Annotated in this window: 19 protein-coding genes; 16 read left to right on the top strand and 3 right to left on the bottom strand. The window is 59.1% G+C overall.

What is annotated here, in order from left to right; all coding sequences use genetic code 11:
- Positions 1-20: 20 nt before the first annotated feature.
- Positions 21-3,476 carry a DNA polymerase III subunit alpha gene (locus D3791_RS00185; RefSeq protein WP_172510975.1) on the top strand — a complete coding sequence of 1,152 codons (3,456 nt, stop codon included), beginning with the start codon at positions 21-23 and terminating at the stop codon, positions 3,474-3,476.
- Here the strand turns inward: D3791_RS00185 and D3791_RS00180 are convergent, their stop codons facing one another.
- Positions 3,477-3,917 carry a VOC family protein gene (locus D3791_RS00180; protein WP_172510974.1) on the bottom strand — a complete coding sequence of 147 codons (441 nt, stop codon included), beginning with the start codon at positions 3,915-3,917 and terminating at the stop codon, positions 3,477-3,479.
- Positions 3,918-4,226: 309 nt separating this feature from the next.
- Between D3791_RS00180 and thrS the strand changes: the two genes are divergently transcribed.
- The 5 genes from thrS to D3791_RS00155 all read left to right on the top strand — a co-directional run bounded on the left by thrS (position 4,227) and on the right by D3791_RS00155 (position 10,100).
- Positions 4,227-6,242 (top strand): threonine--tRNA ligase, encoded by a 2,016-nt coding sequence (gene thrS / locus D3791_RS00175; protein WP_172510973.1) that lies wholly within the window; start codon positions 4,227-4,229, stop codon positions 6,240-6,242.
- A gap of 32 nt (positions 6,243-6,274) precedes the next feature.
- The gene (locus tag D3791_RS00170) at positions 6,275-6,838 is read left to right on the top strand and encodes an HIT family protein (protein ID WP_172510972.1); all 564 of its coding nucleotides are present in this window, start codon (positions 6,275-6,277) and stop codon (positions 6,836-6,838) included.
- 459 nt (positions 6,839-7,297) lie between these two features.
- A complete protein-coding gene (pdxS, locus tag D3791_RS00165; protein WP_022875224.1) occupies positions 7,298-8,200 on the top strand; it encodes a pyridoxal 5'-phosphate synthase lyase subunit PdxS in 903 nt (300 codons plus the stop codon).
- A gap of 351 nt (positions 8,201-8,551) precedes the next feature.
- The gene (locus D3791_RS00160) at positions 8,552-9,478 is read left to right on the top strand and encodes a TauD/TfdA dioxygenase family protein (RefSeq protein ID WP_172510971.1); all 927 of its coding nucleotides are present in this window, start codon (positions 8,552-8,554) and stop codon (positions 9,476-9,478) included.
- 61 nt (positions 9,479-9,539) lie between these two features.
- Positions 9,540-10,100 carry a dihydrofolate reductase family protein gene (locus D3791_RS00155; RefSeq protein WP_172510970.1) on the top strand — a complete coding sequence of 187 codons (561 nt, stop codon included), beginning with the start codon at positions 9,540-9,542 and terminating at the stop codon, positions 10,098-10,100.
- A gap of 76 nt (positions 10,101-10,176) precedes the next feature.
- Here D3791_RS00155 and D3791_RS00150 read toward each other — a convergent pair whose 3' ends face one another.
- Entirely contained in the window at positions 10,177-10,941 is a 765-nt protein-coding gene (locus tag D3791_RS00150) for a GNAT family N-acetyltransferase (protein ID WP_172510969.1), read from the bottom strand.
- On the bottom strand, positions 10,941-12,953 hold the full coding sequence (locus D3791_RS00145; RefSeq protein WP_172510968.1) for a M3 family metallopeptidase: 2,013 nt from the start codon (positions 12,951-12,953) through the stop codon (positions 10,941-10,943). The genes D3791_RS00150 and D3791_RS00145 overlap by 1 nt, the downstream gene beginning before the upstream one ends.
- A gap of 76 nt (positions 12,954-13,029) precedes the next feature.
- Here D3791_RS00145 and D3791_RS00140 point away from each other — a divergent pair, with 76 nt between their 5' ends.
- The 10 genes from D3791_RS00140 (at position 13,030) to D3791_RS00095 (ending at position 23,948) form a co-directional block, all read left to right on the top strand.
- Positions 13,030-14,214 (top strand): CapA family protein, encoded by a 1,185-nt coding sequence (locus D3791_RS00140; protein WP_172510967.1) that lies wholly within the window; start codon positions 13,030-13,032, stop codon positions 14,212-14,214.
- Positions 14,215-14,331: 117 nt separating this feature from the next.
- Complete coding sequence (gene pdxT, locus D3791_RS00135) at positions 14,332-14,943, top strand: pyridoxal 5'-phosphate synthase glutaminase subunit PdxT (RefSeq protein ID WP_172510966.1); 612 nt, start codon at positions 14,332-14,334, stop codon at positions 14,941-14,943.
- Between the two features lie 3 nt (positions 14,944-14,946).
- Complete coding sequence (locus D3791_RS00130; RefSeq protein WP_172510965.1) at positions 14,947-15,705, top strand: YebC/PmpR family DNA-binding transcriptional regulator; 759 nt, start codon at positions 14,947-14,949, stop codon at positions 15,703-15,705.
- A gap of 3 nt (positions 15,706-15,708) precedes the next feature.
- Positions 15,709-16,308 (top strand): crossover junction endodeoxyribonuclease RuvC, encoded by a 600-nt coding sequence (gene ruvC / locus D3791_RS00125; protein ID WP_022875216.1) that lies wholly within the window; start codon positions 15,709-15,711, stop codon positions 16,306-16,308.
- Positions 16,309-16,400: 92 nt separating this feature from the next.
- Entirely contained in the window at positions 16,401-17,018 is a 618-nt protein-coding gene (gene ruvA / locus D3791_RS00120; protein ID WP_022875215.1) for a Holliday junction branch migration protein RuvA, read from the top strand.
- Positions 17,019-17,042: 24 nt separating this feature from the next.
- The gene (ruvB, locus tag D3791_RS00115) at positions 17,043-18,092 is read left to right on the top strand and encodes a Holliday junction branch migration DNA helicase RuvB (RefSeq protein ID WP_172510964.1); all 1,050 of its coding nucleotides are present in this window, start codon (positions 17,043-17,045) and stop codon (positions 18,090-18,092) included.
- Positions 18,093-18,279: 187 nt separating this feature from the next.
- Entirely contained in the window at positions 18,280-18,690 is a 411-nt protein-coding gene (yajC, locus tag D3791_RS00110) for a preprotein translocase subunit YajC (protein ID WP_172510963.1), read from the top strand.
- 59 nt (positions 18,691-18,749) lie between these two features.
- Positions 18,750-20,483, top strand: a complete 1,734-nt coding sequence (gene secD / locus D3791_RS00105) for a protein translocase subunit SecD (RefSeq protein ID WP_172510962.1) — start codon at positions 18,750-18,752, stop codon at positions 20,481-20,483.
- Entirely contained in the window at positions 20,476-21,444 is a 969-nt protein-coding gene (gene secF, locus D3791_RS00100) for a protein translocase subunit SecF (protein WP_172510961.1), read from the top strand. Before secD ends, secF begins: the two co-directional genes overlap by 8 nt.
- A 236-nt stretch (positions 21,445-21,680) precedes the next feature.
- Positions 21,681-23,948: a RelA/SpoT family protein gene (locus D3791_RS00095; RefSeq protein WP_172510960.1), complete on the top strand. Its 2,268-nt coding sequence runs from the start codon at positions 21,681-21,683 to the stop codon at positions 23,946-23,948.
- Positions 23,949-23,953 lie beyond the last annotated feature (5 nt).

The raw sequence follows: 23,953 nt of genomic DNA, 5'->3' as shown, positions 1-23,953 counted from the left end.
CATATCTTCGAAGGGCTGTCATGAGCTTCACCCATTTGAACGTTAGTTCTTCCTATAGCGCCCACTACGGGGTGTCGCACCCGCGCGCCCTCGCGCAAGCAGCCAAAGCGCATGGCGCGCAGATGCTGGCGCTGACCGACCGGGACGGGCTATATGGCGCGGTTAAGCACGTGGCGGCCTGCATGGCTGAAGGGCTGGCACCGATCCTCGGAGTCAACCTCGCGGTGCTCGATGCCTCCGGGGAAACCCTCGGAAGAATCACCCTGCTGGCCCGCGGAGGCTGCGCAGGAGCTGGCTACGCGGCCCTATGCCGGGCAATTACCCTCGCGCACAGCACGGCGCATGGCGTTCCCGGACTGAGCGCCCGGCAGGTTGCGGAACTGGGCCGCAGCGGCAATCTGATAATCCTGCTCGGCGGTGAATCCGATGTAGCCAGAGCGATCCTCAAGGGAAAATACACCCAAGCGCGCACACTCATGGCCGACTGGAAAAAGCGGGTGGGGAAGATGCTGCGGGTCGAGATCACCACCTACCTCTCGTCGCACGGTTCGCGCTATAGCCTGGGCGAAGCCGCGCGCATGTTGCGCTACGCCCACGAACGGCAGATCAAAACCGTGCTGACCAACGCGGTGCGCTACGTAGATCCCGACGGAGCTGTCACCGCGGATATTCTTGACTCCGCGCGCACCCTGCACAGCTTGAAAAACCTGGACTCCTGCCAGCCCAATGGCCAGGGCTGGCTCAAAACCCCTCAACAGATGCACCAGCTGGCCACCGAAATCGGCAACGCCACCGAGCGGCACTGGGCACATCAGATGCTGGGCGAAACCGAAGCGCTCGCCCGGTGGGCAGCCTTGGATCCCATAACGGACTTGGGCTGGAAGAAGCCGGTGATCCCTGAAGCGAAAGTCATCGGACTCTACCGGCCAGCCATGCAGGAACTGACTGAACGTGTCTACGCCGCGGTCCCGCGCCTGCTGCCTGATGCCGACCGAAGCCTGATTGAAAAACAGCTGGACCTCGAACTGGGCGTGATCCAGCGACTGGACTTCGCCGGCTACTTCCTCACCGTGGCAGAAACCGTCAACCTCATCACCGAGATGGGAGTGCGCGTTGCGGCCCGCGGTTCGGGAGCCTCCTCGCTGGTGAACTACCTGCTGGGCATCAGCCAGGTGAATCCTCTGTCCCACGACCTCGTGTTCGAACGCTTCCTGTCGGACACTCGAACCACCCTGCCCGATATTGACATCGACGTGGAATCAGCCCGCCGCCACGAGATCTACCACAAGATCTTCTCCACCTACGGCGAAGAACGCGTCAGCCTGATGAGCATGCAGAACGCCTACCGGGCCCGCGGCGCAGTACGCGACGCAGGATCCGCCCTTGGCATCGAACAGGAGCAGGTAGACGAAATCGCCAAGCAGCTCTGGCGCTTCTCCGCTTCCTCATTCCGCGAAGCACTCACCGAGAAACCCGAGCTGGCTGCCCTCGCCGAACGCATCACCGATGACACCCAGCTCGATATCCTCATCGACGCCACCGAACGCCTGGACCGGTTGCCACGGCATATCTCCATGCACCCCTGCGGGGTGATCCTCTCCGATGCGAGCCTGCTGGACCGCACCCCGGTGCAACCCTCAGGCATCGGATTGCAGATGAGCCAGTTCGACAAGCACGATATGGACCTGATGGGGCTGATCAAACTCGACGTGCTCGGAGTGCGCATGCAATCAGCCATCGCCTACACGCTCGAGGAAATCGCCCGCATGCACCCGAGCAAGGAACAAGCCGCTCGCGCCGGCGGACACACGAACGACAGCTATATAGAGGCCGACGGAAAGATCGACCTTGCCAGGGTGCCGCTGGATGACGAACCCACTTTCGACCTGATCCGTTCCACCCACACACTGGGCTGCTTCCAAATCGAATCCCCGGGGCAGCGCGAACTGGTCGGCAAGCTGGCACCCCGAGAATTCAACGACCTGATCATCGATATCTCCCTGTTCCGGCCTGGGCCCATGCAATCGAATATGGTCAAGCCCTACCTGGAGCACCGCCACGGATTCGCCCCAGCCCAATACCTGCACCCGGACCTGATTCCAGCGCTCGCCGAAACCCACGGGGTCACCGTTTTCCATGAACAGGTGTTGCGCATGCTCGATGTGCTGACCGGCTGTGGGCTGGGTATGGCTGATGTCTACCGGCGCCTGCTGGGCAACCCGGAAAAGGAACCAGCCGTAGAACGCTACGTGCGCACCGAAGCAACCAAGCGCGGCTACAGCCAGGAGACGATCGACAAGGTCTGGGAAGTGCTCTCCGGCTTTGGGTCCTTCGGCTTCTGCAAAGCCCACGGAGCTGCCTTTGCCGTGCCCACCTACCATTCGGCTTGGCTCAAGGCGCATCACCCCGAAGCCTTCCTCGCTGGCATCTGGGAACACGACCCGGGCATGTACCCCAAACGGTTGCTGGTCTCCGAAGCACGCAGAATGGGCGTTCCCATCCTCCCTCTGGATATCAATCGCTCCACCGGACACTACCGAGTCGAACGAGTTTTCGAATCCGCTCCAGTGAAGCTCCCGGTGGTGCCCCGCGCGCCCAGCTCACTGCGCCCCGGACGCTACGGCATCCGCCTGGCCTTCCGCGACATCCACCAGATGAGCGAACGTGAAGTGCAACGCCTCGTGGCCGGCCAGCCCTATGAGCACCTTGCAGATGTCCGCGCCCGCGCGGGGCTCTCACGCCGCACCTACCAGAACCTCGCGGCCCTCGGCGTCTTCGACTCCCTGCTCGCCGGGACCTCGCGTGCCGACACCATCGCCCACACGCAATCCATGGCCCACAGCACCCTTCCAGCCAAATACCGGCCCGGCCCCGGACAGCTGGCGCTTGACCTTGGGAAAATCGAACACATCAAGGCCACGGGAACCGAGCTGGAACCAGCAGAAGTAGTACGTACCGAACTGGACCTGATGCACCTGGATGCCAGCGAGCATCTCATGACCTCCTATAGGCAGAGACTCTCGCACCTGCCTATAACCCAGGCCGCAGAACTTCTGCACCTGCGCAATGGAACTGAGGTGCTAGTTGCGGGCGTACGCATAGCCACGCAGACCCCACCCATGAGAGGCGGAAAGCGAGTGGTCTTCATATCCGTAGATGACGGCACAGGCTGCATCGATGCCACCTTCTTCGATGACACGCAGCAACGCACCGGCCCCTTGCTCTTCTCCACCCGCATGCTGCTCATCCACGGAGTGACCCGGCGTACCGGGCCACGCGGCATTTCCTTGCAAGCGCTGAACGCCTGGGACCTGCATCAACCAGAAACCTTGCCCGCTGCGGGATACCTTGAAGAGCAGAGTCGACCGCAAATCAGCTATCGGCCGAAGCTCGGCGAAGGCGCTCGCAACATCGAAAGCGTCGGAGAGCTCGCCAAACGCATGGAAGCTGAAGGACTGGATCAGCGTGGGGCGTGATCAAACCGAAGAAACATGCCCGTCAGCGTCAATGACAAAAGACGGGTTATGGACAAAGTCCCAGCGGAAACCATCAGGATCAGCAATACAGGCGCTCTTCCCGCCCCAAGGCTGCACCGTCGGCTCCGAAATCGAGGTAGCTCCTGCTTCCAGCGCTCGCCGATAGTGGTGATCGACTTCGGCATCCGAGTGGACGTTATGCCCCAGCGACAGCGGGGGAGCCAGCTCGCCGTGGCCGACGTTTCCGTACTCGGATGGCATCTGCGCAACGTCCCACAAGGCAAGCATCAGACCGTAGCCTGCGCGGACAAAAGCGATTTCCGGGTGAGCCGGTTGAACCAGTTCGAACCCCAGTCCCTCGGTGTAGAACTTTGTTGAAACGCCGACATCGCGCACGCCGAGGGTAATGGCGCTGATGACCGGGGGAGCAGGTTTGTTCATAGTTCCAGAGTAGAAGCGATGGAAAATGAAAGCCATGGGTTAGCGAGCCTCCCAAATATCTCCGCATCCCTGTCGAAGAGGAATTACTGCTCATCGTGCAGCGATCAACGTTGCATCTGGCACGTCATGACCCTGTATAACGCTGATTCCTTGTTGAACGAATCACACGAAGGCGATCAATCCCCACAAAACCCGAAGTGAACGCGCGCTGAGGTTAGGTCCTGAACTAAACTGGATTCTGGCTGGCTGTGGCCAAGGTATGCCACAAGCTATGAAGCCATCCCAGATTGAAAGGTAGAACCCGATCTCATGAGCGAGCAGCTGACTCTCACCATCGATGGCGAGCAGGTACAGGTGGACGCGGGAACAACCGGTCTGCAGTTCTACGCCGATCAGAAAGACGTGGTAGTAATGCACGTCGACGGCGTATTGCGCGACCTGGCCCGCGAACTGGAAGCCGGAAGCACCGTCACCCGTGTCACTATCACCGACCCAGAAGGGTTGGAGGTGCTGCGTCACTCAACTGCCCACGTGATGGCCCAAGCTGTGCAGCAGCTGCGCCCCGATGCCAAGCTGGGCATCGGCCCATACATCACCGACGGTTTCTACTTCGACTTCGACGTGGCTGAGCCATTCACCCCAGAAGATCTGAAGCAGCTGGAAAAGATGATGCTCAAGATCGTCAACCAGAACCAGCTCTTTGCGCGCCGCGAAGTGTCGCCAGAAGAAGCCAAGGCAGAAATGGCCAACGAGCCATACAAGTGTGAACTGCTGGCCAAGGCCGACTCGGCTGACACCTCGGGCGAAGGCGTGACCGTAGAGGTTGCCGCCGGCGAAACCACCATCTACGACAATGTTGACCGCAAGTCCGGCGACATCGTGTGGAAGGATTTGTGCCGCGGCCCGCACCTGCCAAACACCAAGCTGATCAAGAACGCTTTTGCGCTGACCCGTTCGGCCGCCGCCTACTGGTTGGGCAGCGAGAAGAACAAGCAGTTGCAGCGTATCTACGGCACCGCATGGCCAACCAAGGAAGACCTCAAGGCCTACCAGGAGCGCCTGGCCGAGGCCGAGCGCCGCGACCACCGCAAGCTTGGTGCGGAACTGGACCTGTTCTCCTTCCCGGATGAGCTGGGTTCGGGCCTGCCGGTGTTCCACCCCAAGGGTGGCATCATCAAGCGCGAGATGGAAGACTACGTGCGCGACCGCCACGTAGAAGAAGGCTTCCAGTACGTGGGCACCCCGCACATCTCCAAGGATGGGCTGTTCCACACCTCGGGCCACCTGCCGTACTACGCGGACACCATGTTCCCGGCGCTGCACATCGACGAAGAGCGCGACGAAGACGGCAACATCACCAAGCAGGGCCAGGAATATCGCCTGAAGGCAATGAACTGCCCGATGCACAACCTGATCTTCCGCGGCCGCGGACGCTCCTACCGCGAACTGCCGCTGCGCTTGTTCGAGTTCGGCCACGTCTACCGCTACGAGAAGTCCGGTGTGGTCCACGGCCTGACCCGCGTGCGCGGTTTCGCGCAGGATGACTCGCACTCCTACGTCACCAAGGAACAGGCTCCAGCTGAAGTCGAGCACCTGCTGAACTTCATGCTCTCCCTGCTCAAGGACTTCGGCATGGACGATTTCTACCTGGAGCTGTCCACCCGCGATCCCGAGTCGGACAAGTTCATCGGCTCCGATGAGCAGTGGGAAGAGGCTACCGCAGTCTTGGAGCGCGTCGCCACCGAATCCGGCGTCGAACTTGTTGCCGACCCAGGTGGAGCGGCCTTCTACGGCCCGAAGATCTCGGTCCAGGCCAAGGACGCCATCGGCCGCACCTGGCAGATGGGCACCGTGCAGTACGACTTCAACCAGCCGGCCCGCTTCGGCCTGGAGTACCAGGCTGCTGATGGAAGCCGCCAGGAACCGGTGATGATCCACGCTGCCAAGTTCGGATCCATCGAGCGCTTCCTCGGCGTGCTCACCGAGCACTACGCTGGCGCCTTCCCTGCATGGCTGTCGCCAGTGCAGGTTCGCGCCATCCCTGTGGCTGAAGCCTTCAACGACTACCTTTCCGAGGTTGTCGCAAAGCTCAGGGCCCAGGGCGTACGCGTGGAACTGGATGATTCCTCGGACCGCTTCCCGAAGAAGATCCGCAACGCGTCCAAGGACAAGATTCCGTTTGTACTCATCGCCGGTGGCGAAGATGCAGACGCGAATGCCGTGTCCTTCCGCTTCCGCGATGGCAGCCAGGAGAACCAGGTGCCGATCGATGACGCGGTGGCTCGCATTGTTGAAGCCATCAAGAGCCGCGACAACAACAACTAGTCCCAGCTAGTACCGATAGGGAGTCCCACAGCATGCAGGAATCAGATCAGTCCGTCACCGACGACTTTGAACTCGCCGGAGTGCCGGATTCGTTCCAGCGACTGTGGACTCCCTATCGTATGGCCTACATCAAGGGCGGGCAGGACCAGGTCAAGGACGAGGCTAGTTGCCCATTCTGCGCAGGTCCTGACCGCACCGATGAAGAAGCTTTGATCGTGCACCGCGGGGAAACCTGCTTCGTGATCCTCAACCTCTTCCCGTACAACCCGGGGCACCTGCTGGTATGCCCGTACCGCCATGTGCCCAACTACACGGACATCACGCTGGAAGAAACCGCCGAAATGGCTGCTTTGACCCAGCAATCGATGCGGGTGCTCCGCAAGGTATCCAATCCCGCTGGTTTCAACTTGGGCATGAATCAAGGCGAAGCCGGGGGAGCGGGGATTGCTGCCCACCTGCATCAGCACATCGTTCCTCGATGGAATGGGGACGGGAACTTCTTCCCGATCATCGCGAAGACCAAAGCAATCCCGCAGACGCTCTCCGAGGTACGCGAAGCGATTGCTGAGGCATGGGCAAGCGAGGACCCCAGCTAATCTTTTTCAGCAATAGTGACGGTAAGAATATTCAATTATTCTTACCGTCACTTTTCGTTTAATCCCTAGCGGATGCACGCAGCAGCCACGGACAGCAACGGTCTAAACGTCGTTGAGAGGAACGTTCAGTGCGAATGCCAAATGTCCGTACCGGTCAAGGCAAAAATAATGCCACGGGTCACCAGGAACTGGCGAAAATTACTGCGTAAATTGGCTTAGCAACAGAAGATCGCATTTCACCCAAGAAATCTCCCCTGACTAGTCAAAAGTGAGCAAATGACTATGTTACGCACTAACCCCGCTCCAGGAGACAAATCTACCGGTGTAACAATATGACGCAACACGCGAGGTAATAAAGCGATCCGCTCCTACGATTACTGGCGTACCACCTCGTTCTCACCACTAAAAATAGTGGTCTGGACCGAATCCACGCAGTGTCGAAAGGAACCCCTCCTCACTATGTCTACGAACAACCAGAACTCCGTCGTCGGCTCGGATCGCGTCAAGCGCGGCATGGCCGAAATGCTCAAGGGCGGCGTCATCATGGACGTAGTCACCCCCGAGCAGGCGCGCATCGCTGAAGATGCCGGCGCCGTGGCCGTCATGGCCCTCGAACGCGTTCCTGCAGACATCCGCGCCCAGGGTGGCGTCTCGCGCATGAGCGACCCAGACATGATCGACGGCATCATCAACGAGGTATCCATCCCCGTGATGGCCAAGGCCCGTATCGGCCACTTCGTTGAAGCGCAGATCCTGCAGTCCCTTGGCGTCGACTACATCGATGAATCAGAAGTGCTGTCACCGGCAGACTACGAAAACCACATCGACAAGTGGCCTTTCACCGTTCCATTTGTGTGCGGTGCGACCAACCTCGGTGAGGCACTGCGCCGCATCAACGAAGGTGCTGCGATGATCCGTTCGAAGGGTGAAGCTGGAACCGGCGACGTTTCCAACGCGACCGGACACATGCGCAAGATCCGTGCCGAAATCGCCAAGCTCTCCGCGCTGCCAGAAGACGAGCTGTATGTAGCCGCGAAGGAACTGCAGGCTCCTTACGAACTCGTCAAGGAAATCGCACACACTGGCAAGCTGCCAGTAGTGTTGTTCACCGCAGGAGGCATTGCCACCCCAGCGGACGCTGCAATGATGATGCAGCTAGGAGCCGACGGCGTCTTCGTTGGCTCGGGTATCTTCAAGTCCGGCAACCCGGTACAGCGCGCAGAAGCCATCGTGAAGGCAACCACCTTCTTCGACAACCCCGACGAACTGGCCAAGATCTCCCGCGGCCTAGGCGAAGCCATGGTTGGCATCAACGTCGATGAGCTGCCAGAGCCACACCGCCTGGCAGAGCGCGGCTGGTAAACATCAAAAGTGGACTTCTAACTCTCCACCGGTTGAGTAGCTAGCGGCACTCACGCAAATGCCCCGTCAACACTGACGGGGCATTTGCGCGTCCTGGCCCAGCAATGTCCCGCTTCAATGTTGATTCATGTGGGTTCACATTGGTCATGCGAGGACTTGCGTGGACTCAAATCAGCAACCAATCTCAAAGCTTCGTTGAGGCGCACGACGCAGAAGGCCATTGTTTTTCATCTACGAAATGTTCGGTTGATCAGTGATTTTCCAGATCTACGATTGAGCATGTTCCAACAATTGGGGCGTCAACGTCGAGATGGAAACAGCAACGCCAAAGTTGCTTGCTAGGAGGCCAACATGAGCACGACCGCCACAACCCGCCTGCATGTCACTAAGCTGGGCGAACATATCGGTGCACGGATTGGTGGGCTGGATCTTGCCGGGGCGCTGGACCCGGATACTGTCAGCGCCATTCGCGAAGCCTTGAACGAGCATAAGGCATTGGTATTCAGCCAGTCAGGAATTGCCAGCGACGAACAGCAAGAATTATTCGCTTCGCACTTTGGTCCGTTGACGACAGCTCACCCAACGGTGACCTTCGAGGAACAAGTGAAGAAAACTGTGCTGCCCGTCGATAGCGAGCAGTCCATCGCCAATCAATGGCACACGGACGTCACCTTTATTGTTAATCCTCCCCAGATTTCTACCCTTCGCGCGGTCACGCTGCCACCTTATGGAGGGGAAACGCTTATCGCCAATGCGGCTGCCGCCTACCGAAGCCTGCCCAAGGAGCTTCAAGCTCTGGCAGATACATTGTGGGCTGAGCACTCTAATGACTCGGACTATGTCAGGCCAAGAACCGTAAATACGGATAAGGAGAAGGAGTACCAGGAGGCCTTCGTTTCCGAAAAATATCGCACGATCCATCCGGTGGTCCGTGTGCACCCGCTGACCGGGGAGAAGGGGCCGTTCATTGGTACCTTCGCCCGGCACGTGAAGATCGTTGGCGTCTCCCCGTATGAGTCGACAGACCTGCTGCGCCTGTTGCAAAGCCATGTCACCAGGCCGGAGCACGTTGTCCGCGTCGCATGGGAACCAGGACAGCTGGTGCTGTTCGACAACCGGATCACCCAGCACTACGCAGTGGATAACTACAGCCGCGCTCCACGGAAGCTCAACCGCATCACCGTCGCCGGTGATATTCCGCGCAGCGTCGATGGCAAAACCAGTTACTCCGTGCTGGGAGATGCCTCGCATTACTCGCCAATCGTCGAAGTGGACTAGCCGGACAGGCACTAGGACAACACCTGCCGTCGCCTAGCCGCGGTGTGGCAAACTGAGGTGCATGAGCGAGATTATTTTTGACGCGGCGGTCAGTCTCAACGGGTTCTTGGCCGACGAAAACCATAGCTTGCAATGGCTTTTCGACGTGCCTGGGGCGCAAGAGCCAGACCCAGCCCTGCTCCCACACAACGTGGGTGTCCACGTTGAAGGCGCTAACACCTATATGTGGATGGTTGAGAACGAGGACCTCATCGAGAATCCGCAGAAATGGCAGGAATACTATCCCGGCGTGACCACATACGTGTTCACTTCTCGAAACCTGCCGATTCCTGAAGGGGCTGATGTGCGGCTGGTCAACGGATCTGTGCAAGAAATCCTGCCCGAAATTCGCCAGGTCGCTGGGGAACAGAACATTTGGGTACTCGGCGGTGGCGAACTGCTCGGACAATTCTTCGACATTGATGCAATCGATACCCTGGCGCTAACCGTTGCTCCGGCAGCAATGTCTGGCGGGGCTCCGCTCTTGCCGCGAACTATTGGCAGCGAACGCTTGGAGCTCACAGAGGCGAGGCAGGCCGGGCCATTCGCGCGTCTCGTATATCGCGTCAAGCGCAATGGCTGAAACCCCAAAAAAGAAACGATCGGGCCGCAGGAATTATCCTGCGGCCCGATCGTGTCGTTAATACTGCCGCTTAGCGCTAGGCCCAGGAGCGAAGTACCATATGGCGTCCTCGACCAAGCAGCTTCAGCCCGTTGGCAGTAAAGAAATCGGCGCTGGATGGAGTCGCCGCGGCCAAGAGCTCTATGGCCACTTCTTCATCTGGCGGGGATAGCGGGTTGATCATCGATCGGGAAAGGCCCTGGAGCAATGCGGTGCCAACGCCTTGGCGGCGGTGCTGCTTGCCGACAGCCAGGGAATGAACCATCAGCTGCCCGCCCAAACCCTGTTGGGCGAAGCCTCGACCGACAATTTCTCCTTCGTCGGTTCGGGCCAGAGCATGTTCCACTCGGCGTAAGGCTGGATGGCCGCTGGACAGCTGGCTGCTCAGGTCTCGCCAGAGGTTGGTCACGTTCAGCTCGGCGGCATCGGCGCCGGTGGCTTCCGGCACGTTATTGCCCAACCGGATTTTGCCTGGCCATCGATCCATCGGGATCGCCAGCGGGCCAGCGTGCCAGGATACCTGCGCGTTGTCGGAGAACCCTGCTGCCTTCAACTCTGCCGAGTCGGCGCCGGAATTCACCCATGCTTCAACGCGTCGGGCTCCCAAACGGTGGCCTTCAGCCAAGGCCGGGCGCAGGCCAGCTTGTTTCGCGTTCTCGGGGAACAGCAGGATCAGCCGCTTGCGCACCGGCTGCCAGGCCCATGAGCATCCATGCGTGGTAAAAATCTTTCCACCGGTGGCCACGGCCAGCGCCTGGTGCCAGTGGCTCAGTGCTTCCTGTGCGGAGGCAATCGTCGTCATTATTCTGCGTTCACCAATCCTCGACGGCGCAGCAGCGGTTCTACCCGTGCGGTGCGGCCACGGAACAATTCGTAGGACTCAAGGGGGTCGCGCGTGTTGCCACGCGAGAGCAGTTCTTCACGGAACCGATTACCATTTTCGCGCATGAGGCCTCCATTTTCCTCGAACCACTGCACAGTGTCGGCATCGAGTACTTCACTCCAGATGTAGGAGTAGTAGCCAGCGGAATACCCGTTGGCGAAAATGTGCTGGAAGTAACCGGTCCGGTAGCGAGGCGGAATCAGCGCCGTGTCGAAGCCTGCATCTTCAAGGACTTGCTGCTCGAACTGCACTGGATCACCAATGGCGGTATCCGCGCTGATCGTATGCCATGCCCAGTCCAGCACGCTGGCCGCCAGATATTCTGTGGTGGCAAAGCCCTGGCCCCACAGCCCTGCGGCTCGAATCTTGCTGATGGTTTGGGCATCCAGCGACTGTCCGGTTTGATGATGCACGGCATAGCCGGGCAGCACCTGCTTATCCAGTACCCACATCTCGTTGACCTGCGAAGGGAATTCGACAAAATCGCGGGGGACCGAGGTGCCCGAGAGGGAGGCATATTGTCCGTTGGAGAACATTCCGTGCAGCGCGTGCCCGAATTCATGGAAGAGCGTATTGGTCTCGTCCAACGTCAGCAGGATCGGGTCGCCCTCGGCGGGGGCGGAGATATTCAGCGTGTTGGTCACGATGGGCCGTTCGTCGAAGTATGACGCGGCATCACGCAGGCTGGTCATCCATGCGCCGCCCTTCTTCGTCTCACGAGCCAAGTAATCGCCGGTGTAGAGCGCCAGCGGGCTGCCGTCGGCATCAAAAACTTCGAAGACCCGAACCTGCTCGTGATAGGTAGGCAGGTCAAAACGCTCGACGAAGGTGATTCCATACAGCTTGGTAGCGGTAGCGAAAACGCCATCGATCAGCACACGGTCAAGTTCGAAGTAGTCGCGTAGCGCCTCGGAGTCCACGGCATACTGTTCGCGCAGAACCTGGTTGGAGTAGTACTTCCAATCCCATGCATTCACTTCCTGGCCAGCGATGTTGCCGAGTACTTCAGCTTCTTTGTGTGCGTTGGCGGTGGCGGCTTTGGTCAATTCCCTAAGTCGCTCTTCCACCGCAGCGGTTGACGGGGCGGTGGCCTGAGCGAGAACCGTTTCGGCATGGTTCGCGAAGCCAAGCAGCGTTGCGCGTTCAGCACGAAGTTTCGCCATGTCCGCGGCAAGCTGGACCGTCGGGTTTTCGCCGATACCGCGTGAAACCGATGCGCTGAAGACCTTGCGGCGAGCTTCGCTGTCGGACAATGATTCAAGAACCGGCTGCTGCGTGGGGGAGAACAGGGGCAGGAGATAGCCGGACGAATGCCCTGCTTGTTTGGCCGCCTGGGCCGCTGACTCAATGGCCTGGTCCGACAGCCCGGCGAGTTCCTCAGCCGAGTCGAAGTGAACTGCGTGTGCATTCTGGTTTTCCAGGACCCGGTTGGAGAACTGGCTGGAAAGCTCGGAGAGCTGGGCATTGAGCTGCTTCAGCTGCTGCTTCTGGGTTTCATCAAGATCAGCGCCTGCCAACTTGAACTCCTTGAGGGTTTGCTCGGCCAGCCGCGCGTCTTCGCCCGTTAGCTGCGAACAATCCAAAGCTTGTAATCGTGAGTACAAGGATTGATTCAGGTAGATCTCGTCTTCTTGTGCGCTGTAGATCGATGACATCTCGGTCTGGATCGACCTGATCGGTTCAGTTCCGTGGGCTGAAAGGACGCTGAAATAGGTCATCATCGCGCGGCGCAGTACTTGTCCGCTGGATTCGAGCGCCAAGAAAGTGTTGGCAAAAGTTGGCGCACCATGATCATCAATGATGCGCTGCAGTTCGTTGCGCTGTTCTGCGGCGCCGAGTTTGGCCGCTTCCAAATAGTGATCGGCGGTGAGAACATCGAATGCCGGCCATTGATAGGGTCTGGCGCTGGGCTTGAGAAGCGGATTTTGCATAAGCATAGGTTTTCACAGGCAACGTGATTTAGCTTGCATTAACACCCCTGGGAGGTTGCTGGGATAGGGTCTAAGCATGCATTCACGTTTGGTTGTTGCCGGCCGTGCCCTGGCCATAGGTGTACTGTGTTCAGCCCTGCTCGCGGGCTGTTCGGCCAGCGATGATCCGAGTGCAACACCGAGCACGCCCGCGCCAGAATCCAGCAGTGCTCCGGAGGCGCCTTCCAGCGCGGCTGGGGAACCAAAGGAATTTTCACTGATGGTGACCGGCGACGTGCTGTTGCACCCTGCTTTGCTGGAACAAGCCCAAAGTGCAGCACAGGCAGAGGGCGGCAACGGCGAGGACTACGATTTCTCGCCTTTGCTTGAGGGCCTGAAACCCTATGTCCATGATTCCGATGCCGCGCTGTGCAATCTTGAGACTCCCATTGGCACGCCACCGTACTCCGGCTACCCGCGCTTCACCGTCCCTGAACAGATTCTCTCCGATCTCAAATCCATCGGATACGACGGATGCACCACGGCCACCAACCACACAGTCGATGCCGGAACCGGCGGGGTCAAACGGACCTTGGATGCGCTGGAGAATCAAGGCTTATTTGCCACCGGGTCATACCGCAGCAAGGATGAAGCCCAACAGCCGCCGATCCTGGAAATCGACGGCGTCAACTTCGGGGTCATCAGCAGCACCTTCTCGCTTAATGGGCTGCCGGAAGCCACCGACTGGCAAGTTGATACCGGTGTTGACGCGAAGAGACTCATACAGCGTGGAAAAGCGGCCAAAGTGGATGGCGCCGAAATTGTGGTGGCGGCGATCCATGATGGCACCGAATATTCCACCAAGCCAACATTCCAGCAGCGCCAGCTTGGGCGTGAACTGGCTGAATCCGGAGTCTTCGACTTCATCTACATGCATCACACGCACTCCGTGTTGCCCATCGAAAAACATGATGGCACTTGGATCGTCTATGGCCTGGGCAATTCGGTGGCGAAGCATGCGACCAAGACCATTCTGAACCGTGAAGGAATCAGCGTTAAAGCCACGTTCGCGCGGCACAACGAGGCGGATGATTGGAAGGTCTCGAAGCTTCAATGGGTTCCCCATCAGCTCTCGGAATCGCCGGTGGTTTGGTGCCAGGTCTTCGAGGTCTCCAGCTGCCTGCCGCAGGGCGATGCCAAGGCGTCGCTGGCTCGTACTAAAGACACCGTTAACGCGTATGGCGCATTCAAAGATGGACTTTCGGAATGGAAGCTGGATTAGGCGAGCGATGGGAATGCGACACACCGAGCAACAAAATTAACTGCTACGACGCTCGGTACTAACGTTGATTCGGCGCGTCATGCGCTTTGAACCCCGCGAACTATGAAGGTCACACCCATGCCGAAAATTGGCGTCCTCGCCCTCCAAGGCGATTTCCGCGAACACCTTGCGTCCCTGCAGCGTTTGGGACAGGAAACTCTTGCTGTGCGAACACCGGAAGATCTTGCCGCTGTCGACGCATTGGTCATCCCCGGGGGAGAGTCCTCGGTTATCGACCGGCTATCCCGGAATTACTCACTGGCGGAACCCATCAAGCAGCTCATTGCAGATGGCATGCCGGCCTACGGTTCCTGCGCCGGGATGATCATGCTCGCAGACCGGATTGAAAACCCTGCGGTCTCCAGCGCGGGTGCAGTTCAGCAGAGCTTTGGCGGCATCGATATGACCGTTCGACGCAATGCATTTGGCCGCCAAGTGGACTCTTTTGAATACCAGCTGGACTTTCTGGGGAAGAACCTCGAAGCGGTGTTCATTCGCGCTCCGGAAGCGGTGCAGGTTGGCCCCGATGTCCAAGTGATCAGCACGGTTCCGGCGGAAGGCGACGGCGAACAGGGTAGAATTGTTGCAGTACGTCAGGGAAATTTGTTGGCAACCAGCTTTCACCCGGAAGTCACCGGCAGCACGGCGATCCACGAATTTTTCATCCAACTCACGCGAGGAGACGCTTAAAGCATGTCAGGCCACTCCAAATGGGCAACCACCAAGCACAAGAAGGCTGCGATCGACGCCAAGCGCGCCAAAGCCTTCGCCAAATTCATTAAGGGCATCGAAGTTGCAGCCCGTGCCGGCGGCGCCGACATGTCCGGCAACCCGGCACTGGAACTTGCTGTCAGCAAGGCCAAGAAGAATTCAGTGCCGGTCAACAACATCGACCGCGCAATCAAGCGTGGCGCCGGCCTGACCGGTGAGGTCGTTGACTACACCGAAATCATCTACGAAGCACGCGGCCCGCAGGGTTCGGCGCTGCTGATCGAGTGCCTTACCGACAACAAGAACCGCGCAGCCTCCGAGGTTCGCGTGGGCATCACCCGCAACGGCGGCACCGTCGCCGACCCGGGCTCGGTGGCCTACCTGTTCAACCGCCAGGGCGTTGTCCGTTTGCCAAAGGGCGAACTGACCGAAGACGACCTGCTGATGACCGTGCTGGATGCCGGCGCCGACGAGATCCTGGACGAGGGCGATAGCTTCGCCATCGTTTCGGACCCATCGGACCTGCGCGCTGTTGCCGCCGCACTGGACGAGGCAGAGATCTCCTACGAGTCCGATGAAATGGAATTCCTGCCTTCGATGAAGGTGGAGCTGGACGTTGACGGCGCCCGCAAGTTCCTCAAGCTCTTCGACGCGCTGGAAGAACTTGATGACGTGCAGAACGTCTACACCAACGCCGATCTGTCCGACGAGGTTCGCGCCGCGCTGGACGAAGAGCAGTAAGGCTTGTCCCTTCGCGTAGTCGGCGTCGACCCCGGACTGACCCGTTGTGGTCTGGCCGTGGTCGACGTCGCTGCAAACAGGCAAGTATCGCTGGTCGACGTCACTGTCGCCGGCACACCCCCGGGCACTCCATTGGATGCTCGGCTTCTGAAGATCGCCAATGCCATCGACGCATGGCTCGATGAGCACAAGCCTGATGTCCTGGCGCTCGAACGCGTCTTCGCTTCGGCCAATGTTTCGACCGTGATAGGCACGGCCCAGGTCACAGGTGTCGTCATCACCGCGGCGGCACGCCGCGGAATCCCCGTGGCACTGCATACTCCCACCGAGGTGAAAGCCGCGGTGACCGGTTCCGGCCAGGCCACGAAAGCCGCCATCGGAAAAATGGTCGCGAAGATCTGCCGGCTCGATGAGCCGCCGAAACCCGCTGATGCGGCAGACGCCGTAGCTTTGGCGATCGCGCACGGTTGGCGTGGAGCGGCCTCCGGGTCCAACGCTTCGGCTTCAGCCGCCGGTGCCACTGGCTCCTCCCAGCTCACCGGTGCGCAGCAAGCGTGGATCGCAGCCGAGGCCTCGGCCAAACGTCGAGCCGTTCGCCGGTAGGCAACACGACCCACCGTTGCAGCGCACACGTCGCGATTCGTAGGTATCTTCGATAAACTGGGTTCGATCGAACATATATCCCAAGGAGTGGCATGATCAGCTCATTGACCGGCACCGTTCAAGCGGTGACCCTCAACACGGCAGTTATTGACGTCAACGGCTTCGGCATGCTGGTCAATGCCACCCCAGGAACCCTTTCGACCTTGCACGTAGGACGGGAATCCACCGTATTCACCTCGATGGTGGTCCGCGAAGATTCCATGACTCTTTTCGGATTCGCCAGCGCTGATGAACGCGACGTATTCGAAGTCCTGATCTCCGTTTCTGGCATCGGCCCTCGCACCGGATTGGCTATTCTGGCGGTGCACAGCCCAGAAGAAGTCCGCATTGCAGCCAACACCAAGGACACTGCCGCCTTCACCAAGGTTTCGGGTATCGGCCCCAAGGGTGCGAGCCGGATCGTGCTGGAATTGAACGGCAAACTCGTTCCAACCGGCGCTGCCGTGACTCCGGTAGCCGGCGCCGATACGGCCAGCGTCTGGGAACCTCAGGTTATCGAGGCGCTCACCGGCCTGGGGTGGAGTGAGAAGGACGCAACCAGCACTCTGAAGTCGCTATCCAAGGCCGAACCGGAAATTGTTTCCGGGGGCAATGTCGCCGAAATCCTGCGCGCCGCGCTGCGCAGCATGTCCAGCGGGACCCGAGTCTAAACGGACTCCGAGAGGATCTTTACGATGAACGATTCCACTGGGTTGACCAATGCAGGCAGCGAACCTGAGGAGCGGGTTCTAGAGGCGGCCTTGCGCCCCCGCAACCTCGACGACTTCGTCGGGCAGTCGCGCGTCAGGCAGCAGCTTTCGCTGGTGCTCGAAGCTGCCAAAATCCGCGAACGCACCGCAGATCACGTGCTGCTTTCGGGGCCTCCGGGCCTCGGCAAAACCACGCTTTCGATGATTATCGCCGCGGAAATGAACGCGCCATTGCGCATTTCCTCGGGCCCTGCCATTCAGCATGCCGGCGATCTTGCCGCCATTCTTTCCTCGTTGACCGAGGGCGAAGTCCTCTTCCTGGACGAGATCCATCGAATGTCGCGTCCTGCCGAAGAAATGCTGTACATGGCGATGGAAGATTTCCGCGTTGATATTGTTGTCGGCAAGGGTGCCGGTGCCACAGCGATTCCCCTGGAACTGCCGCCCTTTACCCTGGTCGGCGCCACCACCCGCGCAGGATTATTGCCCGGCCCGTTGCGCGACCGTTTCGGCTTCACCGGACACCTCGAATTCTATGTAGTCAAAGAGCTTGAACTGGTGCTGCGCCGCTCAGCGATGATGCTGGATCTCAGCGTCACTTCAGCGGCATTCACCGAGATCGCCGGCCGCTCGCGGGGAACACCTCGTATTGCCAACCGCTTGCTGCGCCGCGTGCGCGACTGGGCACTGGTACATAAGTTGGAAGAAATCGACCACAAGGCCGCCGCTGCTGCATTGGATATGTATGAAGTGGATGCGCGAGGCCTAGACCGATTGGACCGCGGAGTCCTGGAAGCCCTGTGCACTAAATTCGGCGGGGGACCGGTGGGACTGTCCACCCTGGCCATTGCAGTCGGCGAGGAAACAGAGACCGTTGAAACCGTTGCCGAACCGTATTTGGTCCGTGAAGGATTGATGGGCCGCACGCCGAGAGGGCGTATCGCAATGCCCGGAGCTTGGGAGCATCTGGGCCTGGCAATGCCAAAGGATGCGATTTTCGCGAGCGCGCAAAGCTATGAATCCGATGAGGATTAGGCAAGCAATACTTCACTGCACGCGTAAATGGTCTGCCGGTTGACTGTAAGCCATTAGACTAAAGACGCCCGACCTCTACCCGTTTATGGGTCTGGTAGGGCGTCTTTGCTGTTAATTCCCATCCGTGGGCGCATCGGCAACCTAGAACTTTTGATTCAATCGCAACAACTCGTTAGCAGGTAAATACGTGAATTCCCTCGTAATCGCTCAGGCCGCCGGCGGCGGTGGCTTCAACCCTTCGCTCATCTTGATGGTCGCACTGTTCGCGGTGCTGATCTTCATGATGTTCCGTGGCCGCAAGAAGCAGGCCGCACAGCAGGAGAAGCTGAAGAACAACACCGTGCCAGGCGCCAAGGTGATGACCAACTCGGGCATCTTCGGTACCGTGGTGGGCATTGATGCGGAGGATCGCGTGCAGGTGGAGGTCGCTAATGGCGTCGTTCTGACCCTGCACCGCCAGGCTATTTCCACTTTCTTGGATGACCAGCCGGCAGCTGCGCCAGTGCAGCAGCCTGCCGAGTCCAACGATGTTGCTGAAACCCCAGAAGAGTCCCTGCGTCGTCTGAACGACGAGGGCAAGGACGAGCGCAACTCCTAAGTTCCGGGTAGTAGGCGGTGGCTAGAAGCTACAGCCACCAACACGAGAAAGCACATTAGATGTCATCAATCAGACCTGTTAAGCAGGCGCGCAAGGCGTTGCTGTGGTTGCTGATCGTCTTCATCATCGCAACCGGCGTGCTGGTGGCTGGTGCGACGACTGGTAAAACCGGGTGGGGACCCAAGCTGGCCCTCGACCTTGAAGGCGGCACCGAGATGATCCTGGCCCCACGGGTCCAGGGCGATCAGGAGATCAACCAGGAACAGCTGGACCAAGCGGTAGAAATCATCCGCCAGCGCGTGGACGGCTCCGGCGTATCCGAAGCTGAAATCACCACGCAGTCCGGACGCAACGTGGTTGTCTCCATGCCAGGTACTCCAGACCAGGCCACCCGCGACCTGATCCAGGCCTCAGCTGCCATGGAATTCCGTCCGGTACTCGTTTCGGGTTCCTACGAAGCGACTCCCAAGGAGCAGCGAACCGCCACGGCTGACCTTCCTAAGCCCAACGGCAAGCCAAAGAACGCTTCGGACACCAATTGGGTGACCGCGGATCTTTACCAGAAATTCGAAGCCTTCGACTGCACCAATGACGAAGACAAGAAGAGCAGTGAAGATGCTGATCCGAAGGAGCCAATGATCTCGTGTGATTCGAGCGTTGGCGCCAAATACATTCTTGGCCCGCAGGAGATCCCGGGCGACCAGATTTCTGACGCTTACGCGCAGCTTGCCCGTGGCGTCAACGGTTCGGTTACCGGCGAGTGGGTTGTTGTCATCGAATTCAACCAGCAGGGCACCAAGACCTTTGCTGACACCACCCAGCGTCTGATCGCGCTTCAGGGTGCGCAGAACCAGTTCGCCATTGTGCTTGACGGCCAGATCATTTCTGCCCCGACGACCAATGCCGTGATTTCCGACGGGCGCCCGCAGATCTCCGGTGGCTTCACCCAGGAAACTTCACAAGCACTGGCCGAGCAGCTCAAATACGGCGCCTTGCCGATCAGCTTCGACATTCAGTCTGAGCGCCAGGTCTCTGCGACTCTTGGTGCCGACCAGCTGACTGCCGGATTGATCGCTGGCATCATCGGCCTGGGCCTGGTGTTCGTGTACTCGCTGTTCCAGTACCGCGCGTTGGGCATCGTGACCATCGCATCGCTGCTGGTCTCCGGTGTCTTGACCTACCTCGCGTTGGTCTTGCTCGGTTGGGGAATGAACTATCGTCTCTCCTTGGCCGGTGTCGCCGGTCTGATTGTGGCTATTGGCCTGATTGCCGACTCGTTCATCGTCTACTTCGAGCGTGTGCGAGACGAATTGCGTGAAGGCCGCCCATTGGCCAGCGCAGTCGACGTCGGCTGGGGCCGCGCCAAGCGAACCATCCTTGCGTCCAAGGCCGTGAACGTACTGGCTGCAGTGGTGCTGTACATCGTTGCGGTGGGTAACGTGCGTGGCTTCGCTTTCACCTTGGGCTTGACCGCAATCATCGACCTTGTCGTGGTTTACGGTCTGACGCACCCAACGCTGGTCCTACTGGCTCGAACCAAGTTCTTCGCTGACGGACACCGCCTCTCCGGTTTGGACCCATCACTCATGGGCGTCGAGCCACTGTACAAGGGCGCCGGCCAGATCCGTCGCTTCGGCGAGAACGTAGAAGCGAACCGAGGCAAGAAAAATGCCAAGGCTTCAGGCGAAGCTGCCAAGCGCATGACCATCGCTGAACGTCGCCGCGCAGAGGCAGCCCAGTCGAAACAGTCAGGCACTGCAGAGACGAAGGCTCAGGAGGAGAACAATGAATAAGCTAGTGACTTGGGGCAACGAGCTCTACACCGGCAAGCGTTCCTACCCGTTCACCTCCAAGCACCGATTGTGGTTTGCCATCGCGGGCGCGCTGGTGATCCTGTCGGTCCTCGTACCAGTGGTCAAGGGCGGCTTTAACCTTGGTATCGACTTCCGCGGCGGTTCGGAATTCACCGTCTCGGATGTCAAGAGCACCGACATCAAAATTGGTGAAGATGCAGTGACCTCGGTGGCTTCGGGCGCCGAGGCAACCGTCACCAACATCGCTCCGGGCACCATGCGTGTCCAGACCGAGCGCTTGAGCGACGACGAGACCCTGGCCATCGCAGCATCGCTGGCTGACGGATACCAGGTATCGAGCGACGAGGTTACCAGTAACTTCATCGGCCCTACCTGGGGCCAAGACGTTTCGCGTCAGGCACTGCTGGGTCTGTGCGCGTTCGTCGTCCTGGTTGGTTTGCTGATGGCCGCGTACTTCCGCACCTGGAAGATGTCCCTGGCTGCCATCGTCGGCCTGTTGGTCGTGATTGTCGTGACCGCCGGGATCTACTCGATCACCGGTTTCGAGATCACTCCAAGTGCCATCATTGGCTTCCTGACGATTCTGAGTTATTCCCTCTATGACACCGTCGTGGTCTTCGATAAGGTTCGCGAAAACACCAAGGACTTCACTAAGCAGTCAAAGCGCACCTTTGAACAGCTGGTGAACCTCGCGGTGAACCAGACCCTGGTCCGCTCGATCAACACCTCAGTAGTCGCCGTACTGCCAGTAGCATCGATTCTCTTCATCGGTTCCTACATGCTCGGTGCCGGTACGCTCAAGGACCTTTCGCTGGCCCTGTTCGTCGGCATTATCATCTCGGCATTGTCCACCCTGTTCGTTCAAGCGCCGCTGTACCAATGGCTGCGCCGCAACGATTCGGACGTCGTTGAGCACACGAAGAAAATGGAAGTAGCTTAGCTACGACCTAGCAGGCAAAAGGCACTTCCAGCATCCGCTGGAGGTGCCTTTTTGCAATAGCGTGAAGCGGTGTAATTAGTTGTCACCGGCCGAACGTGCTATAACGAATGAACTAAACAACGTGTTTTTTGGTGCAAGGTCGTGGAGGTACCCACGGCTGAAAACTACCACCGGATAACGTCGCTAGAGCTCGCACATGCCAGTGACGTTAGGTGGCAATGGGGAAGGAGCGGGGCATGGCCAATACGCCAAACCTGAACAATTCGAAACGACGCTCAATTTCCCGTTTAGTGCGTTTTGCTGGTCGTGGGAATACCCCGAGCACCTCGCCGACACTTGAGCCGTTGCTTCGCACCGTTAAGTCCAAGCATCCGCGCGCGGATTTGGATTTGCTTGTGCACGCCTACGAAGTGGCTGAGAAGTACCACGAGGGCCAAAAGCGCAAGAGTGGTGATCCCTACATCACGCACCCCGTCGCCGTGGCCACCATCTTGGCAGAGATGGGAATGACCGGCGCAATTCTCGCAGCAGCGCTGTTGCACGACACGGTTGAAGATACCGAGTATTCGCTTGAATCGGTCAAGAAGGAATTCTCGGAAGAAATCGCCATGCTCGTTGATGGCGTGACCAAGCTCGACAAAGTCACCTACGGCGAAGCCGCTCCAGCTGAAACCGTGCGCAAGATGGTTGTCGCGATGTCCCGAGACATCCGGGTCCTGCTCATCAAGCTTGCTGACCGTCTGCACAACGCCCGCACTTGGCGCTACGTTTCCCCGGAGTCTTCATCGCGCAAGGCCAAAGAGACCCTCGAAATCTTTGCTCCGCTGGCACATCGTCTCGGCATGAACACCGTGAAATGGGAACTCGAGGATCTTTCCTTCGCGGCCTTGCACCCAAAGGTCTACCAAGAGATTGTTCGCATGGTGGGGGATCGCACCCCTGAACGCGAAAAGTATCTGTCATCCATCCGCCAGACGTTGTCCGGCGATCTCGGAAACGTCGATATCAACGCCACCGTATCCGGGCGTCCCAAGCACTACTACTCGATCTATCAGAAGATGATCGTTCGAGGCAAAGACTTCGACGACATCCATGACTTGATGGGTGTGCGCATCCTGGTCGACACCGTCAAGGATTGTTATGGCGCGCTGGGCGTCGTCCATGCTGAGTGGAACCCGCTGCCCAACCGCTTCAAGGATTACATCGCGATCCCGAAGCTCAACCTCTACCAGTCCCTGCACACCACGGTGATGGGACCCGAGGGCAAGCCGGTAGAAATCCAGATCCGCACCCATGATATGCACGTACGAGCTGAGTACGGTGTGGCTGCGCACTTCCAGTACAAGCACGGGCAAAACGCCAACTCCATGCTTTCGCCGGAGCAGAACATGGACTGGCTGCGTTCATTGATGGAGTGGCAGGCCGATACCACCGACTCCGAAGAGTTCCTCGATGGCCTGCGCTATACGATCAGCTCGGCCGAGGTCTATGTCTTCACTCCAAAGGGCGACATCATGTCGCTGCCAGTGGGCGCAACACCGGTCGACTTTGCCTACGCGATCCACACCGATGTCGGCCACCGCACCATTGGCAGCCGTGTCAACGGCAAGCTCGTGCCGCTGCATACCGAGCTCAAGCAGGGCGATGTCGTTGAGGTGTTCACCTCGAAGGCTGAAGGCGCAGGCCCATCCCAGGACTGGCAGAACTTCGTCAAGTCGCCACGGGCCAAAGCTAAGATCCGCGGCTACTTCTCCAAGGAACGCCGCGAAGAAGCGATCGAAAAGGGCAAGGAGCTCCTCACCAAGGAGCTTCGACGCAATCACCTTCCGCTGCAGAAGCTGATGACCCATGACCTGCTCACTGCCGTCGCAAACGAGCTGCACCATACGGATATTTCCGCCCTGTACCAGTCAGTTGGCGACGGGCATACCAGCGCACAGAATGTCATTGAGCACCTGACGGCCCTCATTGGCCCTCCAGAGGCCGAACAGGTCGACGAGGAAGCTGTAGTCCGCCCGAACGCTCCGAGCCCCACTACGGGCAATGACGCGGGTGTGATTGTCGAAGGTGTTGGCGACGTTCTGGTGAAGCTGGCTCGGTGCTGCACCCCGGTGCCGCCCGATGAGATCCAGGGCTTTGTCACTCGCGGCGCTGGCGTCTCGGTGCACCGCTCAGATTGCCTGAACCTCACGCAGCTTTCCAATGAGCCTGACCGCCTGGTCAATGTCACCTGGGCCGCCAAGCATCATGGCGTATTCCTCGTGGAGATCCAGGTTGAAGCGCTGGACCGCAAATCACTGCTTTCCGATGTCACCCGGATCCTGTCCGAGAGCCACTTGAATATCCTTTCGGCTACCGTTCAGACCAGCAAGGACCGCGTGGCGCTCTCGCGCTTCTCCTTCGAAATGGGCGATCCGAAATTCCTGAGCCACGTGCTCAATCAAGTGCGCCGCATCGATGGCGTGTACGACGTGTACCGCACCACTGCCGGTTCACGCCGTTAGCGGCA

The organism is Glutamicibacter mishrai, from assembly GCF_012221945.1.
Taxonomy (GTDB): Bacteria; Actinomycetota; Actinomycetes; order Actinomycetales; family Micrococcaceae; genus Glutamicibacter; species Glutamicibacter mishrai.
Note: the sequence above shows the minus strand (reverse complement) of the source record. Positions and strands in the feature narration are given on the sequence as shown.

Bases quoted from the DNA above. Each gene is read 5' to 3' on its own strand.
- D3791_RS00185 (WP_172510975.1), top strand. From the start codon at position 21: ATGAGCTTCACCCATTTGAACGTTAGTTCTTCCTATAGCGCCCACTAC.
- D3791_RS00180 (WP_172510974.1), bottom strand. From the start codon at position 3,917: ATGAACAAACCTGCTCCCCCGGTCATCAGCGCCATTACCCTCGGCGTG.
- thrS (WP_172510973.1), top strand. From the start codon at position 4,227: ATGAGCGAGCAGCTGACTCTCACCATCGATGGCGAGCAGGTACAGGTG.
- D3791_RS00170 (WP_172510972.1), top strand. From the start codon at position 6,275: ATGCAGGAATCAGATCAGTCCGTCACCGACGACTTTGAACTCGCCGGA.
- pdxS (WP_022875224.1), top strand. From the start codon at position 7,298: ATGTCTACGAACAACCAGAACTCCGTCGTCGGCTCGGATCGCGTCAAG.
- D3791_RS00160 (WP_172510971.1), top strand. From the start codon at position 8,552: ATGAGCACGACCGCCACAACCCGCCTGCATGTCACTAAGCTGGGCGAA.
- D3791_RS00155 (WP_172510970.1), top strand. From the start codon at position 9,540: ATGAGCGAGATTATTTTTGACGCGGCGGTCAGTCTCAACGGGTTCTTG.
- D3791_RS00150 (WP_172510969.1), bottom strand. From the start codon at position 10,941: ATGACGACGATTGCCTCCGCACAGGAAGCACTGAGCCACTGGCACCAG.
- D3791_RS00145 (WP_172510968.1), bottom strand. From the start codon at position 12,953: ATGCAAAATCCGCTTCTCAAGCCCAGCGCCAGACCCTATCAATGGCCG.
- D3791_RS00140 (WP_172510967.1), top strand. From the start codon at position 13,030: ATGCATTCACGTTTGGTTGTTGCCGGCCGTGCCCTGGCCATAGGTGTA.
- pdxT (WP_172510966.1), top strand. From the start codon at position 14,332: ATGCCGAAAATTGGCGTCCTCGCCCTCCAAGGCGATTTCCGCGAACAC.
- D3791_RS00130 (WP_172510965.1), top strand. From the start codon at position 14,947: ATGTCAGGCCACTCCAAATGGGCAACCACCAAGCACAAGAAGGCTGCG.
- ruvA (WP_022875215.1), top strand. From the start codon at position 16,401: ATGATCAGCTCATTGACCGGCACCGTTCAAGCGGTGACCCTCAACACG.
- ruvB (WP_172510964.1), top strand. From the start codon at position 17,043: ATGAACGATTCCACTGGGTTGACCAATGCAGGCAGCGAACCTGAGGAG.
- secD (WP_172510962.1), top strand. From the start codon at position 18,750: ATGTCATCAATCAGACCTGTTAAGCAGGCGCGCAAGGCGTTGCTGTGG.
- secF (WP_172510961.1), top strand. From the start codon at position 20,476: ATGAATAAGCTAGTGACTTGGGGCAACGAGCTCTACACCGGCAAGCGT.
- D3791_RS00095 (WP_172510960.1), top strand. From the start codon at position 21,681: ATGGCCAATACGCCAAACCTGAACAATTCGAAACGACGCTCAATTTCC.